The organism is Geobacillus sp. TFV-3 (genome assembly GCF_009901865.1).
In the GTDB taxonomy this organism is placed as follows: Bacteria; Bacillota; Bacilli; order Bacillales; family Anoxybacillaceae; genus Geobacillus; species Geobacillus thermoleovorans_A.
In genome coordinates, this window is the sequence record NZ_MPSP01000001.1 from 3,111,394 (window position 1) to 3,125,560 (window position 14,167).

Here is a 14,167-nt window from a genome sequence, read left to right on the forward strand (position 1 = left end):
TGGCGAAATGGGCCGCACGGAGCGAGCCGCCGGCTTCCATTGGCACCTCGCCCCCGGATGCCTCATCGCTCCGGGGGAGTTTTGTTCATCGCCGCCAAAAAGAAAGGCGGCCCGCCGCCTGAGCGAATGAGGCGCGGTCCGCCGTTTTCTTTTCTTCACTCGCATGCCGCTAGGCCTTCTCCTTTGCCTGCTTCAACTGCTTCATCGCCTCGGTCCGATCAGACAAGGTGATCCTTTTCAAACCGAACACCAACAACAAGCCCACCGCGATAAACATGAGCCCGAACAAAAAGACGGCTTGCAGGGAATCGACAAGCGACTGCTTCAGCACCGGCACGAACATGTCGCGCAGCGGCGCTGGAATCTTGGCCATCGCTTCCGGACTGAGCAAGACAGAATACAAGCCTTGCGGGTCGGTATGAATCATATCGGCAAAGCGGTCGACAAGCCCTTTCGCCTGCGCCGGCAACGCTTCAAGCTTCGGCATAAGCCTTTCATCAAGCAAGGTGCTGGAGCGATGGTTCATGATGGCGCCGAGCACTGTCATGCCGAACGTCCCACCGATCGAGCGGAAAAACTGGCTCGACGAGGTGACAACGCCAAGCTCTGATTTCGGGAAGCTTTCTTGCAAAGCGAGCGTCAAAATCGGCATGACCAAGCCGGTGCCAAGTCCAAGAATAATCATATACAACGTCGCCGTCCATTTTGACGTATCGACATCCATCGTGCCAAGCAGCCCGAATGCTGACGCCATAATGATCATGCCGGCGACGAGCTGCGTTTTCACTCCGATTCGATACACCAAACGGCCGCCAAGGACGCTGCCGATGATCATCGTGATCATCATCGGGGTCATAATCGTCCCGGATTGGGTGGCGCTCACACCGACAATGCCTTGCATAAAAAACGGCACGAACATAATCGCACCGAACATGCCGATGCTCATGAAAAAGCCGATGCCATTGAGCAGCGTAAACGTCCGATTGCGGAACAACCAAAGCGGAATGATCGGCTCCTCGGCTCGCTTTTCCGCCCAAACGAACAAAGCGAAAAAGACAACCGCGGCCACAAAGAGAGAGACGATTTGCCACGACCCCCACGGATATCGGTCGCCGCCAAACGTCAGCCCCAAAAGCAAGCTGACGACGCCCACCGTCAACGTCGCCATGCCGGCAAGGTCAAATTTGACTGGACCCTCGGCTTTATATTTGCTTAATCCCATCGCAATCAACACCGTCGCAACAATTCCCACCGGCAAGTTGATGTAAAACACCCAGCGCCAGTTCAAATGGTCGACGATAAAGCCGCCGATTTGCGGACCGAGCACAGAGGCGAGGCCGTACAAGCCGCCGAACACCCCTTGCCATTTCGCCCGCTCCTTGCCGGTAAATACGTCGCCGATGACGACCATGGCCATCGGCATCATAATCCCGCCGCCAATTCCTTGAATGCCGCGGTAAATGATGAGCTCGGTCATATCATTAGCCATGCCGCAAAGCGCTGATCCGGCCATAAAAATGACAAGCCCGCTCACATACACAAGCCGACGGCCCAATAAGTCGGCGAGCTTGCCGGCGATCGGCACAACCGTCGTTGACGTCAACATATATGCCGTCGTCAGCCACGTCATGACGCCGAGCCCGCCGAGTTCCCCGACAATGCGCGGCATCGCCGTGCCGACGATCGTCCCGTCCAATGCCGCAAACAGCATCGCAATGATCAGCCCTGCGATGAACAGCGGGCGATGACGAATGGTGCTCGCTGGCGCTGTTATCGCTTTTTCCATAGTCCTCTCTCCCATCCATTTAGTCGTTGATACTCTTCCATTTCTTGGATCAGTGCGTCCAAAGCCGACGAAAGTTGAGGCGCCTGTTGATGCCGCAAATACAAAAGCATCGCTTCGACGATATAGGCGCGCGGCGGTTCATGGCGCCCAAGCAGCTCTTCCTCGAGCGCCGCTATGGCTTCAAGCACATCGTTCGCCTGCTTCGGATTGAGCCCGTTGGCGGCCTCCCGGACGGCGGCGAATGCCGAAGCCAGCCGCTCGCGCTGACGCTCGCGCTCACGCTCCTCCAGTTTCATCCATGGCGCAAACGACTCCTCGGTCAAAAGCGGGCGCTCATCAGCCGTGAAGCTGTCAACAATCGCATCAATGCGCCGCACGAGAAAACGAGCCGCCTCGTCCGCATCAAACGCCTCCTCGCAAAAAAAGAAGTAAAACAAATATTGCCGGATCATGCCGTTCGTCATCATGGCAACATCATACACATACGGACCGACTTCCTCTCCGTACACCTCCGCCAGACGGGTGCAATACCATAAAAAAAGGCGCCCATGCTGGCGGAACATATACCGTTCCACTTCCGGATTGACTTTCGGCAATTGCTCCGACATCATCATACGCAAAAAGTCTTTGTACTCGCGAATGTGAGAAAAATGGGCAGCCAGCTGGCGCACAAACCGCTCTTTTTCCGTTCCTTCCCCACCGTCCGCCATGAAATCAGCGACCATTTTTTCGCTGTAGTAGCGGAGCGCCGCCAGCAACAAATCTTCCTTCGAGGCGAAATGGTGATAAAACGCTCCTTTCGAAATCCCCCATGCCTCGACCAAATCTTGAATCGATGTCTCATGATACCCTTTTTCGGCAAACAATTTCATTGCCGTCTCAATAAATTGGGCGCGCCGTTCATCCATGGCAACGACTCATTCCTTTCCCATTCGCCGTCAACCATTGCCGATACGACAGCAACTCCGCGCGCGGTTTCACGAAATCAACCCGTACACCTTGCTGTTGCAGCCATTCAATCAACTGTCGAACATCGGTCATTGTCCTCGCCTCCATACCCCACATGACCATTTGGTCAAAATGATTATAAACCATCGTTTTAAAGATATGCAACTCAAAAACGATATTTTTTTGACCAAACAGTCATTTTTCAAACTAAATTTATTGAACAATTAGTCAACAACTCTGCCTTCAAACAAAAAAAACGGCCCCACCACTTGATCGAAGGCGGTGAACGGCCGTTCTATATAACATATCCTTGACGGAAAAGCGGTTTGTCCATTTTCGACTGTCGAAGGCAAGCCACAGGCTTGCCCCGTCGCGCCAAAGCGTGACGGAAGACCGAACGACCACCTGCTTCAAAGGCCCATATATGGGTCTGGAAGCGGCGTTGTTCGGTCGCCCGACAGTCGATAAAAGCTGCAAATGGTAAAACTTCAAATTGCATCTATATATATAGCTATTCGTTTGCCGCCGCTGCGAGCGCCAACGCGCCCGCGATGCCGGCGTTGTCGCCAAGCCCTGGGAGAACGATGTACTCATCGATCTTCTCAAGAATCGCTTCATGCTGAATATAGCCGCCAAGCAATTTCTGCACATGACGGCGCATAAGCGGCAACACGTGCGTCTGCTTCATGACGCCCCCGCCCGTGATCACCTTTTTCGGCGATAAAATGAGGATGTAGTTGGCGATCGCTTGGGCAAGATAAAATGCTTCCAGCTCCCATACTTCATGGCGGTCAGCCAATTCCGTCCCCTTTTTCCCCCAACGCCGCTCAATCGCGGGGCCAGACGCCATGCCTTCCAAACAGTCGCCATGATACGGGCAAACGCCGGCGAACGCATCATCCGGATGGCGGCGGACCAACATGTGGCCCATCTCCGGGTGAAGGAGCCCATGCAGCAAGCGACCTTCGACGACCGCCCCAACGCCGATGCCGGTGCCGACCGTCATGTACAGGCAGCTGTCAAGCCCCCGCGCCGCTCCCCAGCGCTGTTCGCCAAGCGCGGCTGCGTTCACGTCGGTGTCAAAGCCGATTGGCACGGGAAAATGCTGCTTCATCGCGCCGACAAAATCGAAATTTGCCCACGCCTGTTTCGGCGTGCTCGTAATGTACCCGTACGTCGGGCTGTCCGGACGCAAATCGATCGGGCCGAACGACCCGATCCCGATCGCCTCGATGCGGTGCGGACGGAAAAAGTCGATGACGTGCGCCATCGTCTCTTCCGGCGCCGTCGTCGGAAACACCGCCCGCTCATAGATGTTCCCATGTTCATCGCCGATGGCGCAGACAAATTTCGTGCCTCCAGCTTCAATCGCTCCTAGGATCATATGTACGCCTCGCTTTCTTCATCTGCTCTTTTCTTGTATCTATCTTACTAGAAAAAGGGAGAGGGCATCAATGACAAAAGCCGCTGATCAGCGGCTTTTTGAAACATAGTGCAATCGATTCTATTGTCTGCCGGGTTTGTGGATCTACACTGCTGATTGGCTCACCCCTTCACCGAACCGGCGAGCAAGCCGCGGACGAAATATTTGCCGAGGAAGATGTACACGAGCAAGGTCGGCAGCGCAGCGAGCAAGGCTCCCGCCATTTGCACGTTCCATTGCACGATTTGGCTTCCCGATAAATTTTGCAAAGCGACCATGATCGGCTGTTTGTCGGAGGTCGTGATCGTCACCGCGAACAGAAATTCGTTCCAAATGTTTGTAAACTGCCAGATCGCCACGACGACAAAGCCGGTGATCGACAGCGGGAGCATAATGTAGCGGAAAATACGGACAAACCCCGCACCGTCGATTTTCGCGGACTCAATCATTTCATCCGGTATCGCGGCGTAAAAATTGCGGAACATGAGCGTCGTAATTGGAATGCCGTAGACGACATGGACGAACACGAGCCCCGGGATCGTGTTGTACAGCCCGATTTCGCGCAAAAACTGAATGAGCGGAATAAGAATGCTTTGATACGGGATGAACATGCCGAACAAAATGAGCGTAAAGAGCGTATCCGCTCCTTTAAACTTCCATTTCGACAGCACGTAGCCGTTGAGCGCCCCAAGCAGCGCGGATAACAACGTCGCTGGCACGACGAGCAAAATCGAATTCCAAAAGTTTGGGGCGAGCTTGTCAAACGCCGTCGCGTAGCTGCTCCAGTCAATCGTTGACGGCAGCTTCCACATGTCGGCCAATGTCACTTCATCGAGCGGCTTCAAGCTCGTTGCGATCATGACATACACCGGCAACAGGAAAAACACGCTCATGGCGAGGGCCAATAAATACAAAAACGGCCGCGCCCACACGGATCTCGCCATCACGATCCCCCCTTGCGGCTTGAGATGAGATACGGAACGATGAAGATGGCGACCGACAGCAACATCACGATCGCGATCGCCGCGCCGTTCGCATAATAGTTGCCGCGGAACGTCGTTTCAAACATGTACACTCCCGGCACATCGGTGACAAAGTTCGCTCCCGGTCCGGTCATGGCGTAAATCAAGTCGAAAATTTTCAGCGAAATATGGGCCATGATGATGATGACGCTCACAGTAATCGGCCGCAACAGCGGCAAAATGATTTTCCAATACAATTGAAACTCGGTCGCTCCGTCCATCCGCGCCGCTTCCCGCACTTCATCCGGAATGGCGCGCAGGCCGGCGAGATACATCGCAACCGCAAATCCCGTCATTTGCCAGACGGCGGCAACCACGACGGCAATGATGGCCACCGGGATGCCGAATTCAATTTTGCCCCAATGAAATCCGCCGAGAATTGTGGTGTCGGTATACCATTTGGAGTCCAAGCCGAGCGGCTTTAAAAACAAGTTGACGCCGGTTGACGGGTTGAACAGCCATTGCCACACGACCCCGGTGACGACAAATGACAAGGCCATCGGGAAGAAGAAAATGTTGCGGAACAGCGACTCGCCGCGCAGCTTCTGGTCAAGCAAAATGGCAAGCAACTGTCCGAGCACAATGACAGCGGCGATAAACAACACCGTAAACACAAGCGTATTGCGCAAATCGGCTTGGAAGCGGAAATCATGAAACAAATACCAATAGTTTTTCAACCCGGCAAACGACCAATCCGGCACGAGCGAATTCCAGTTGCTCAAGGACACATACCCTGTCCAAGCGATAAACCCGTACACAAACAAGAAAATCAGAATGACTGATGGCGCTAAAAACGCTGCTGCCAGCCAATGATCGGCCGTCCATTTTCGCTTTTTCCGCACGGCGGGGACAGCCGCTGCCTTCTCGGCTGGCGTGATGTTGACCGTTTCCACTAGGATCCCTCCCTATGATGACGAAAAGGGGAAGAGAATGGCTCCCGTCCCCTTTTCCCATTACTTCTTCAGTTCTGTTGCGGCCGATGCCAACGTGTCGATGAACGTCTTCACATCTTTTTGCGTCACGAAAATGTTGACGGCCTGATTGACCTTCGTGACAAACCCTTCCGGCGCTGCTGAACCGTGCGCTAAGCTTGGCGCCAGCTCCGCTGTTTTGAAATCTTGCATCGTTTGTTTGCCGTATTCATCGTACTTGGACGGATCCGCGTCGATGCGGGCCGGGATGGAGCCTTTCAGCGGGTTAAACGCATCTTGTCCTTCCACCGAACCAAGCACGGCTAAAAATTTCTTCACATCGTCCGGGTTTTTCACACCTTTCGGCAAGCCGAACGTATCGGTGATAACCATAAACTTGCCTTCCGTATTCGGCACCGGCGCATAGCCGAAGTCTTGGTTCACCTTCAATTTCAAATCGTTGACAAAATAGCCTTTCACCCAGTCTCCCATCACGTACATGGCCGCTTTTCCTTCGGCAACGAGCTGGGCGGCGTCTTGCCAGTTGCGCGAGCTATGGTCTTCGTTAATATAGTTGAGCATTTTCTTAAACGTCTCAACGGCTTGTTTCACTTGTGGATCGTTAAACGACAATTCGCCCGTCCAAAGCTTCTTGTAGTTTTCCGTTCCGATCGTCCCAAGGAGCACGTTTTCAAACAGGTGCGTCGCAGTCCACGGCTCTTTGTCACCCAAGGCGAGCGGCGTAATGCCTTTTGCTTTCAGCTTGTCCGCCACTTGGAAAAACTCGTCGAACGTTTTCGGCGGCTTTAGTCCGTTGTCGGCGAAGATTTTTTTGTTGTACCACAGCACGTTGCCGCGGTGAATGTTGACAGGCACGGAGTAAATGTTGCCGTCCTTGCTCACCATGTCAATCAATGCTTTCGGGAATTTGTCCATCCAGCCTTCTTTTTCATATAAATCGTTAAGCGGCTCCATTTTGCCAGCCGCAACCCAGCCTTCATTGAGTTCCGCTCCGCCGTGCACTTGGAACGTCGACGGCGGATCGTTTCCTTGCATGCGGCTCGCCAACACCGCCTTGGCGTTCGTTCCGGCCCCGCCGGCGACCGCTGCGTTTTCGACTTCAATATCCGGATATTTTTCTTGGAACAGTTTGATGAGCGCTTTTAAGCCGTCTTCCTCACCGGCTCCGGTCCACCAGCTGAAAATCTCGAGCTTCTCTCCCGCTTTTTGGCCGCCTTGTTTGGCGTCATCGGATGAAGAGTTCGAGCTGCTGCAGCCCGAGAGCGCCATCCCAATTCCAAGCGCCAGCGCGAGCCATGCGGATGCTTTCTTTCTCATGATTCTCCCCCTTTGCATCTGTTTTTTTGAAACCCCTTTCAATGTTGAGTGTACCATGCGCCGCTCATCAAACTGCGGCTTGATTTCTTCACTTTTTTGCGTTTTTCTTCACTTTTTTGTTTTCCGTTCTCCTGTCGGGCAAACAAAAGGCTCTCTGGTACCAGCTAGCAGCCATTTCGCTTCCATGGCGCGAAAGAAGCCCGTCTCCCCATCAAGGGATCGGGCTTCGTTTCGGGCGCCGGAAGAGGGCGGGGCAACCCGCTTCGTTTGCGGGACTTGTCCGTTCTCCTTTTGACTCGCCATCCACCTTCTTTGTTGGAGACAGCACTCCCCTTGTCAGCGCGCCTGTACTTTTTTCCGGTATTCGCTCGGCGACAGGCCGGTCTGCTTTTTAAAGACGCGGCTGAAATAGTTGGGGTCGTTGTAGCCGACGAGAAAACAAATTTCTTTTAAGCTTTGATCAGTCTCAGCCAGCGCCTCTTTCGCCCGTTCGATGCGCACGTTCGTCACGTAGTCGATAAAGGTGATGCCAAAATGCTCTTTGAACAGTTTGCTGAAGTAGTACGGACTGATGCCCGCTTGTTCAGCCACTTCCTCAAGCGTCAGCGGCTCGGCGTAGTGGCGGTCAATATAGTCTTTCGCCTTGCCGAGTTTGCCATACGCTTGCTGCTGGCGCCAAACCTCGAGATCAGCGGCGATGCGGTCCAGTTCATCAAGCGCAGCCCGCTTCAATTCTGCCGCCGACCGGCAGGAAGAAAAGGAAGCGAGCCGCTCGTAACGAATGCCCAGCTCTGATAGAAGACGCCCGAGCCACACAAAGGTCTCTTCCGCTTTGCGACCGGCGGCCGGCAATGAATGAGAAGAGGCCAGTTCCTCTATATACGCGAGACCAATCAGCCGTGCTTGCTCGATGTCGCCAAGGCGCAGCGCTTCAAACAGCCGTTTATCCCGTTCCGCTTCCCCACCGGCGCGCGTCGCTTCCGCCGGCAGAAACCCCACTTGTGCTTTTTGCCGGTCGGCGTAATAATGTGCAGCCGACAGCGCCTCATAGTACGAGGAACGAAGTTGGTCAAGGCGGGAAAACGGGGAGCCGAGCCCGATATACAGCGCAGCGCCGTACCGGGCCGAAAACTGCCGCGCCAAATCGAGCGCCAATGCCTGGATGACGGGCTTCCAGGCCGGCTCGCCATCGTTTGGGCTGCGGAAAAACAAGACCGGCAGGCGTCGGTTCGCCATCCGCCCGATCCAATAGCGCGTTGGCGCCTGCCCGCTAAGCTGCTTGTCTAGCCACCTTCTCCATTCGTCCGCTCTCTCCGCGTCCGGGAAGTGAATGACGAGAAACATCCCCGACGCAATCGAAAACGGCAGCAGCTCCTTCCACCGCTCCCATTCATCAGCCGATGCGTCTTCTGTCATAAGGGCCGACAACCATTCACTTTCCACAAGTGTCTGCAGCCGGCGAATCTGCTCCTCGAGCTGGCGGTTGCTCTCCTCGTGTCGCCGTTTGGCCGCCACTTCTTGGCTGACCCGTTCCAAAGCCGAAATAACCTCCTCCTTCCGGCTCGGTTTCAATATATATTCCTTGACGCCAAACCGCATCGCTTGTTTCGCATAGTCGAACAAATCAAACGCCGACACAATAATGAACTCGAGATCAAGTCCGTCTTGGCGAATCGCTTCGATTGCTTGCAGCCCGTCAAGGCCGGGCATTTTGATGTCAATGAGCATCACATCCGGACAATATTGCTTGGCAATGTCAATGGCCTCGCGCCCGTTGGCGCCCTCGGCGACCACCTCGACGTTCGGAAGATGGTCGTTGATCATTTTGCAAAGCGCTCTTCGCTCCAACGCCTCATCGTCGACGATCGCCACTTTCACCGTTCATCCCCCCTTGCCATCTTGGCAGCCATAACCGCACCGTCGTTCCTTTTCCTGGTGCAGACTCGATTTCGGCCACATCCATCACTCCGTAAAACAGCTGCAGCCGGCGAATGACATTGCGCAAGCCGATGCCGGTCGAATGACCGCGCCCTTGTTCGCGGCGCGCCGGCGGTTCTTCGCCGCGGATCAACACATCAAGCTCCGCCTTCACCTGCTCATCCATGCCCACGCCATTGTCGCGCACTTCCACAACGACCCGCCCGTTTTCGGCGAAAACGGACACGGACAGCTCAGCTCCTTGCTCGTACGTCTCAATGCCATGGATGAACGCATTTTCAATCAGCGGCTGCAACGTGAGCGGCGGAAGCGGTTGATCGAGGCAAGGTGGTTCCGCCTCTAACGAAAACTTGATCCGATCAAAAAACCGCGTCTGCTGGATGAAGAAATATTCACGAGCGATGCGCACCTCATCGGCAAGCGTCACCGTCCGCTGCAAATCGCCTAAGTTGTAGCGCAAAATGGCCGCCACCGCTTCAATCAGCCGCGACGTTTGCTGGGCGTCCTCCAAGTACGCCATCTTCGCGACCGTGTTCAGCGTATTGAACAAAAAATGCGGATTGATTTGGCTTTGCAAGCTTTTCAGCTCAAACTCTTTGACGAGCCGGTCAAGTTCGGCTTTTTGCTTCATTTCTGCAATCAATTGCTTTAAATTGCGGCGCATGTCATTAAACGTCATCGTGAGCAGCCGCAGCTCATCGTTGGTCATCGGCTCAATATCCGGCCCGTCCAGCCGTCCGTCAGCGATGGATCGAGCCGCGCGCGAGAGAAGAATGATCGGCCTTGTCAAGTGGCCAGAAAAGAACACCGCCAGCAAGACGCCAAGCAGCAAGGTTGTGACAAACAATCCCACTCCCATATAGCGGAAATAACGGTTGCGCCGCTCCACTTCATCGTACCGCCGTTGGTAGGCCGTCAGCTCATCGTCAATCAAGTTTAACGTTTCCTCTTGCAAAAAGGACGCAATGCTCATCGTTTCATGCAAGTGGGACGAGTACAAGCCGATATTCCCCGCCTGAAAATGATAGAAAGTCAGCGCTGCCTCCTCTAATAAGCTTTCGATCATATATTCATAGTTTTCCGCCGCCAGCCGGTCGGACAGCACCGGCAAGAGGTCGCCGAGCTGCCGGCGGTGCTGCTGCAACCAGCGGAACTCCCGCTCATAAGCGCGCGCATATCGCCCTTCTTTTTCCGAGACGTACGCATTGAGCTGTTCCATCATTCGGTTTGCCCGCTGCGACACCTCATTCAGCAACAACAATCGGCGCATCCGTTGATCATAATCGCTCATCATCTCTTCGCTCGTCTGGTATAAAAGAAACACCGCTCCGTTGAGCAAAAGCAAAAAAACGGTAAAACAAAGCAGCATCTTCGTCCGAATGTTCATCTCGATTCCACCCCGCTGTCACCGGCGCTTTGTCGCCTGCGTCGTCCTGCCGCTTCAAACCGAACGTGTTCGAACAGCAAAGACGGCCCTCTCTCATGCCTTAGCGGCGTTCGCCAACCTTTAGCCCCCTCCCCGCGGTGGAACTGGCAGCCGCCTTCATGGCGTGTTGACCTCATAATTGCGCGCCGGGCGCAGCGGCAAGTCTTTTTTCCGAATGACTTTCGTCTCCGTATTCGTCACCGCCGGCACGTCTCTCCCGGCAACGATCTCGGCCATCATTTTGACAGCCTTGTATCCCATTTCATACGGCTCCTGCACGACCGTCGCCGCGATCGTCCCCTTTTGCAAGTACCGGATCGTCTCCGGCAGCGTATCAAACCCGATAATATACGTTTGACGCTCCCGATGGAACTGCTCGACCACCTTGGCGATGCCGATCGCATCAAGTGCGCTCGTGCCGTAAAACGCATTCACATCCGGGTGTTTTTTCAAAATCGTATACGCCTTTTCCGCAGCTTGCACACGCGTAATGTGCGACTCTTCAATGGCGACGATGCGGATGCCTTTTTCCTGTTTCACCGCATCTTCAAATCCGCGCACTCGCAACTGTTGGTGCGCCGCCGTCAAACTGCCGGTAATAATCGCGACCGTCGCCTTGCCCTTCGTATCCTCGGCTAACGCCCTTCCTGCGAGAAAACCGGCATAATAATTATCCGTTCCCACATAGGCGACACGTCGGCTCGTCGGGGCATCGGTATCGATCGTCACCACAGGAATATTCTTGTCCGCGATTTCGTTAATCACCGGGACAAATTCCGCCTCCGTCAACCCTTGGGTGATGATCCCATCGACTTTCGCTGCCGCGGCTTTTTTCAAAATGCGCAAATGCTCATCAATATTCGCCTGCCGCGGCCCGATATACTCGAGATCAATCCCCAGTTCTTTCGCCGCCGCTTTCGCTCCTTTTTCCACCAACCGCCAGTAATCATTATCGAGTTCCTCCGGCACAAGCACGAAATGGTATGCCTCTTTTGCTTTTGCCGGAACCCGCTCCTTCTCTGACTCCGGATACGCATACACGTTCCAAGCGCAATAGACGGTGAAGGAAGCGCTTGCAAGCAGCGCGGCGATGCCGCCGCCGTAAAACATCCGTTTCCACCAATCGCGCATCTTGATCCCTCCTACCGCCATTGTACATGAATGTCGGGGCGCTAGCCTAGACAAAAGAAAATGGATGCCGTGCCTCTCCCTTCTCACCGCTCCCCCTGCTTCTCAATGGCAGCAAAAGCTGTATAGATGCAACGAAGAAGTTTAACATATCCTTGACGGAAAAGCGGTTTGTCCATTTTCGACTGTCGAAGGCAAGCCACAGGCTTGCCCCGTCGCGCCAAAGCGCGACGGAAGACCGAACGACCACCTGCTTCAAAGGCCCATATATGGGTCTGGAAGCGGCGTTGTTCGGTCGCCCGACAGTCGATAAAAGCTGCAAATGGTAAAACTTCAAATTGCATCTATATGAAATACAAATAGGGATCAGTCCGGCCGGCATCATCCGGCATGCGGCGATGGCCATCCCCATCATCAAGCGCAGAGCGAGCAAAAAAACGCCGTTCCGAAACAGGCTCGCTGCATCGGAACGGCGTCTCCTCCATCTTTTTACTCTTTCAGCTTTTCCACCGCCTCGGCTGGCAACCCAGTTAGTTCACAGATCGTTGGCATATCATATCCTTTCGCCAACATCCGCTTAGCCACGTCCTTTTTCCATTCCCCGCCGCTCGTATGAGATCAGGAGATCGTTTACTTTTTTCGCTTCCTTCGTTTCCATTTGGCTCACCTCGTTTCGCAATTGAAGTTCCCCTTCCTCAGACAAGTGAAAATACGTCTCGAAAAATCCAAACAACAGCCGCTGTTTCGCTTCATCAAGCTCTAAGTGTTGTGCGGTTTTTCACGATGAAATGACAAAGCCGCCTGTCGATGGGGCGGCTTTGTCAATCGTTTTCCAAGCGTCCGTTCAGCGCCCGGCCGCTGCTTTGGTCTGTTTGAAAAACTGAGGCAAATATTCTTTATGCGCCTCAAGCATTTCATCCAAAATTTGTTTGGCGACCGTGTCAGACGGCACAAGCGGGTTGATCGTCATGGCGACAAGCGCTGTGTAATAGTCGCCGGTGACTGCGGCCTCGGCCGCGACGCGCTCGAACGATTTGATTTGCTGGACGAGCCCGCGCACCGCGACAGGCAAATCGCCGACCGCGATCGGTTTCGGTCCATCTTTCGTGATCACGCAGTTTACTTCCACCGCCGATTCCGGAGGGATGCTGGCGATGGCACCGTTGTTTTTCGTGTTGACCGGCTGGATGTCCCGCTTGTCGTTGTAAAGGGAGCTGATCAAGCTGCAGGCAGCATCGCTGTAGTACGCCCCTCCTCGCTGTTCGAGCTGCGGCGGCTTGATGGCCAAGTTCGGGTCTTTGTACAGCTCGAACAGTTCTTTTTCCAGCTGTTGCACCACTTCCGCCCGCGTCCCTTTCGTTTTCGCCGTCTCGAGCTCCTCGGCGAGCATTTTGTCCGTTTGGTAGTAATACCGGTGGTACGGGCACGGCAGCACCTTCAACCCTTTCAAAAAGTCCGGCTCCCAGCCGAGGTCGACGATGTTTTTCATCGTCACGCCGGAGCGGTCCGGGTTGGCGATGAGGTCGATCACCTGGTCGGTCACTTCATTGCCGTCCAGGTAGACGTGCAAGCCAAACACCATATGGTTCAAGCCGGCAAAATCAATGTGCACGCGGTCCGCCTCAACCCCAAGCAGCTTGGCGATGCCCATGCGCATGCCGATCGGCACGTTGCACAAGCCGACGACTTTCTCCTGCTTCGTATAGCGCAAGACGGCTTCTGTCACCATTCCAGCCGGATTCGTGAAGTTAATGAGCCATGCGTCTGGGCAAAGCTCTTCCATCTCACGGATGATGTCCAAAATGACCGGGATCGTCCGCAATCCCTTAAACAATCCGCCCGGGCCGTTCGTCTCCTGGCCGATCACCCCGTATTTGAGCGGGATGCGCTCGTCTTTCGCCCGCGCCTCAAGACCTCCGACGCGAAACTGCGTCGTCACAAAATCCGCTCCGTCAAGCGCCCGGCGGCGATCCAACGTTAAATGAATGTCAATGGGCACGCCGGCTTTTTCGACCATCCGCTTGGCGAGCGCGCCGACGATTTCGAGTTTTTCTTTGCCTTCGGGAATATCGACAAGCCACAATTCCCCGACCGGCAATTCATGATAACGCTTGATCAATCCTTCGACCAACTCCGGCGTGTAGCTCGACCCGCCGCCAATCGTCGCCATTTTCAATCGTTTCCCCATATTCCTCTTCCCCTTTCGCCCTGTTGGGCATGGTATAATCAATGTAGGAATCAACCAGT

The 14,167-nt window shown here is 54.5% G+C and carries 11 protein-coding genes and 1 pseudogene; all 12 read right to left on the bottom strand.

What is annotated here, in order from left to right:
- Positions 1–169 precede the first annotated feature (169 nt).
- The 12 genes and pseudogenes from BJQ97_RS15810 to BJQ97_RS15860 all read right to left on the bottom strand — a co-directional run bounded on the left by BJQ97_RS15810 (position 170) and on the right by BJQ97_RS15860 (position 14,108).
- Positions 170–1,786 (bottom strand): MDR family MFS transporter, encoded by a 1,617-nt coding sequence (locus tag BJQ97_RS15810; protein WP_160157308.1) that lies wholly within the window; start codon positions 1,784–1,786, stop codon positions 170–172.
- Entirely contained in the window at positions 1,771–2,694 is a 924-nt protein-coding gene (locus tag BJQ97_RS15815) for a TetR/AcrR family transcriptional regulator (RefSeq protein ID WP_160157309.1), read from the bottom strand. Before BJQ97_RS15815 ends, BJQ97_RS15810 begins: the two co-directional genes overlap by 16 nt.
- Positions 2,687–2,827 carry a hypothetical protein gene (locus BJQ97_RS17485; protein WP_201451707.1) on the bottom strand — a complete coding sequence of 47 codons (141 nt, stop codon included), beginning with the start codon at positions 2,825–2,827 and terminating at the stop codon, positions 2,687–2,689. Before BJQ97_RS17485 ends, BJQ97_RS15815 begins: the two co-directional genes overlap by 8 nt.
- Positions 2,828–3,245: 418 nt before the next feature.
- Positions 3,246–4,118, bottom strand: coding sequence for an ROK family protein (locus BJQ97_RS15820; RefSeq protein WP_160157310.1), 873 nt, complete (start codon positions 4,116–4,118; stop codon positions 3,246–3,248).
- A 161-nt stretch (positions 4,119–4,279) separates the two neighbouring features.
- Positions 4,280–5,101 (bottom strand): carbohydrate ABC transporter permease, encoded by an 822-nt coding sequence (locus BJQ97_RS15825; protein WP_044732732.1) that lies wholly within the window; start codon positions 5,099–5,101, stop codon positions 4,280–4,282.
- Entirely contained in the window at positions 5,101–6,072 is a 972-nt protein-coding gene (locus BJQ97_RS15830) for a carbohydrate ABC transporter permease (protein WP_160157311.1), read from the bottom strand. The genes BJQ97_RS15825 and BJQ97_RS15830 overlap by 1 nt, the downstream gene beginning before the upstream one ends.
- A gap of 60 nt (positions 6,073–6,132) precedes the next feature.
- Positions 6,133–7,428, bottom strand: coding sequence for an ABC transporter substrate-binding protein (locus tag BJQ97_RS15835; protein ID WP_160157312.1), 1,296 nt, complete (start codon positions 7,426–7,428; stop codon positions 6,133–6,135).
- A 336-nt stretch (positions 7,429–7,764) separates the two neighbouring features.
- On the bottom strand, positions 7,765–9,306 hold the full coding sequence (locus tag BJQ97_RS15840) for a response regulator transcription factor (RefSeq protein WP_160157313.1): 1,542 nt from the start codon (positions 9,304–9,306) through the stop codon (positions 7,765–7,767).
- Positions 9,281–10,753, bottom strand: a complete 1,473-nt coding sequence (locus BJQ97_RS15845; RefSeq protein WP_160157314.1) for a sensor histidine kinase — start codon at positions 10,751–10,753, stop codon at positions 9,281–9,283. Before BJQ97_RS15845 ends, BJQ97_RS15840 begins: the two co-directional genes overlap by 26 nt.
- A 156-nt stretch (positions 10,754–10,909) precedes the next feature.
- Complete coding sequence (locus tag BJQ97_RS15850) at positions 10,910–11,923, bottom strand: sugar-binding protein (RefSeq protein WP_160157315.1); 1,014 nt, start codon at positions 11,921–11,923, stop codon at positions 10,910–10,912.
- 486 nt (positions 11,924–12,409) lie between these two features.
- Positions 12,410–12,683, bottom strand: a pseudogene (locus BJQ97_RS15855) (DUF4351 domain-containing protein); the annotation flags it as partial.
- 81 nt (positions 12,684–12,764) lie between these two features.
- Positions 12,765–14,108, bottom strand: a complete 1,344-nt coding sequence (locus BJQ97_RS15860) for a 6-phospho-beta-glucosidase (protein WP_160157316.1) — start codon at positions 14,106–14,108, stop codon at positions 12,765–12,767.
- Between the last annotated feature and the right edge of the window lie 59 nt (positions 14,109–14,167).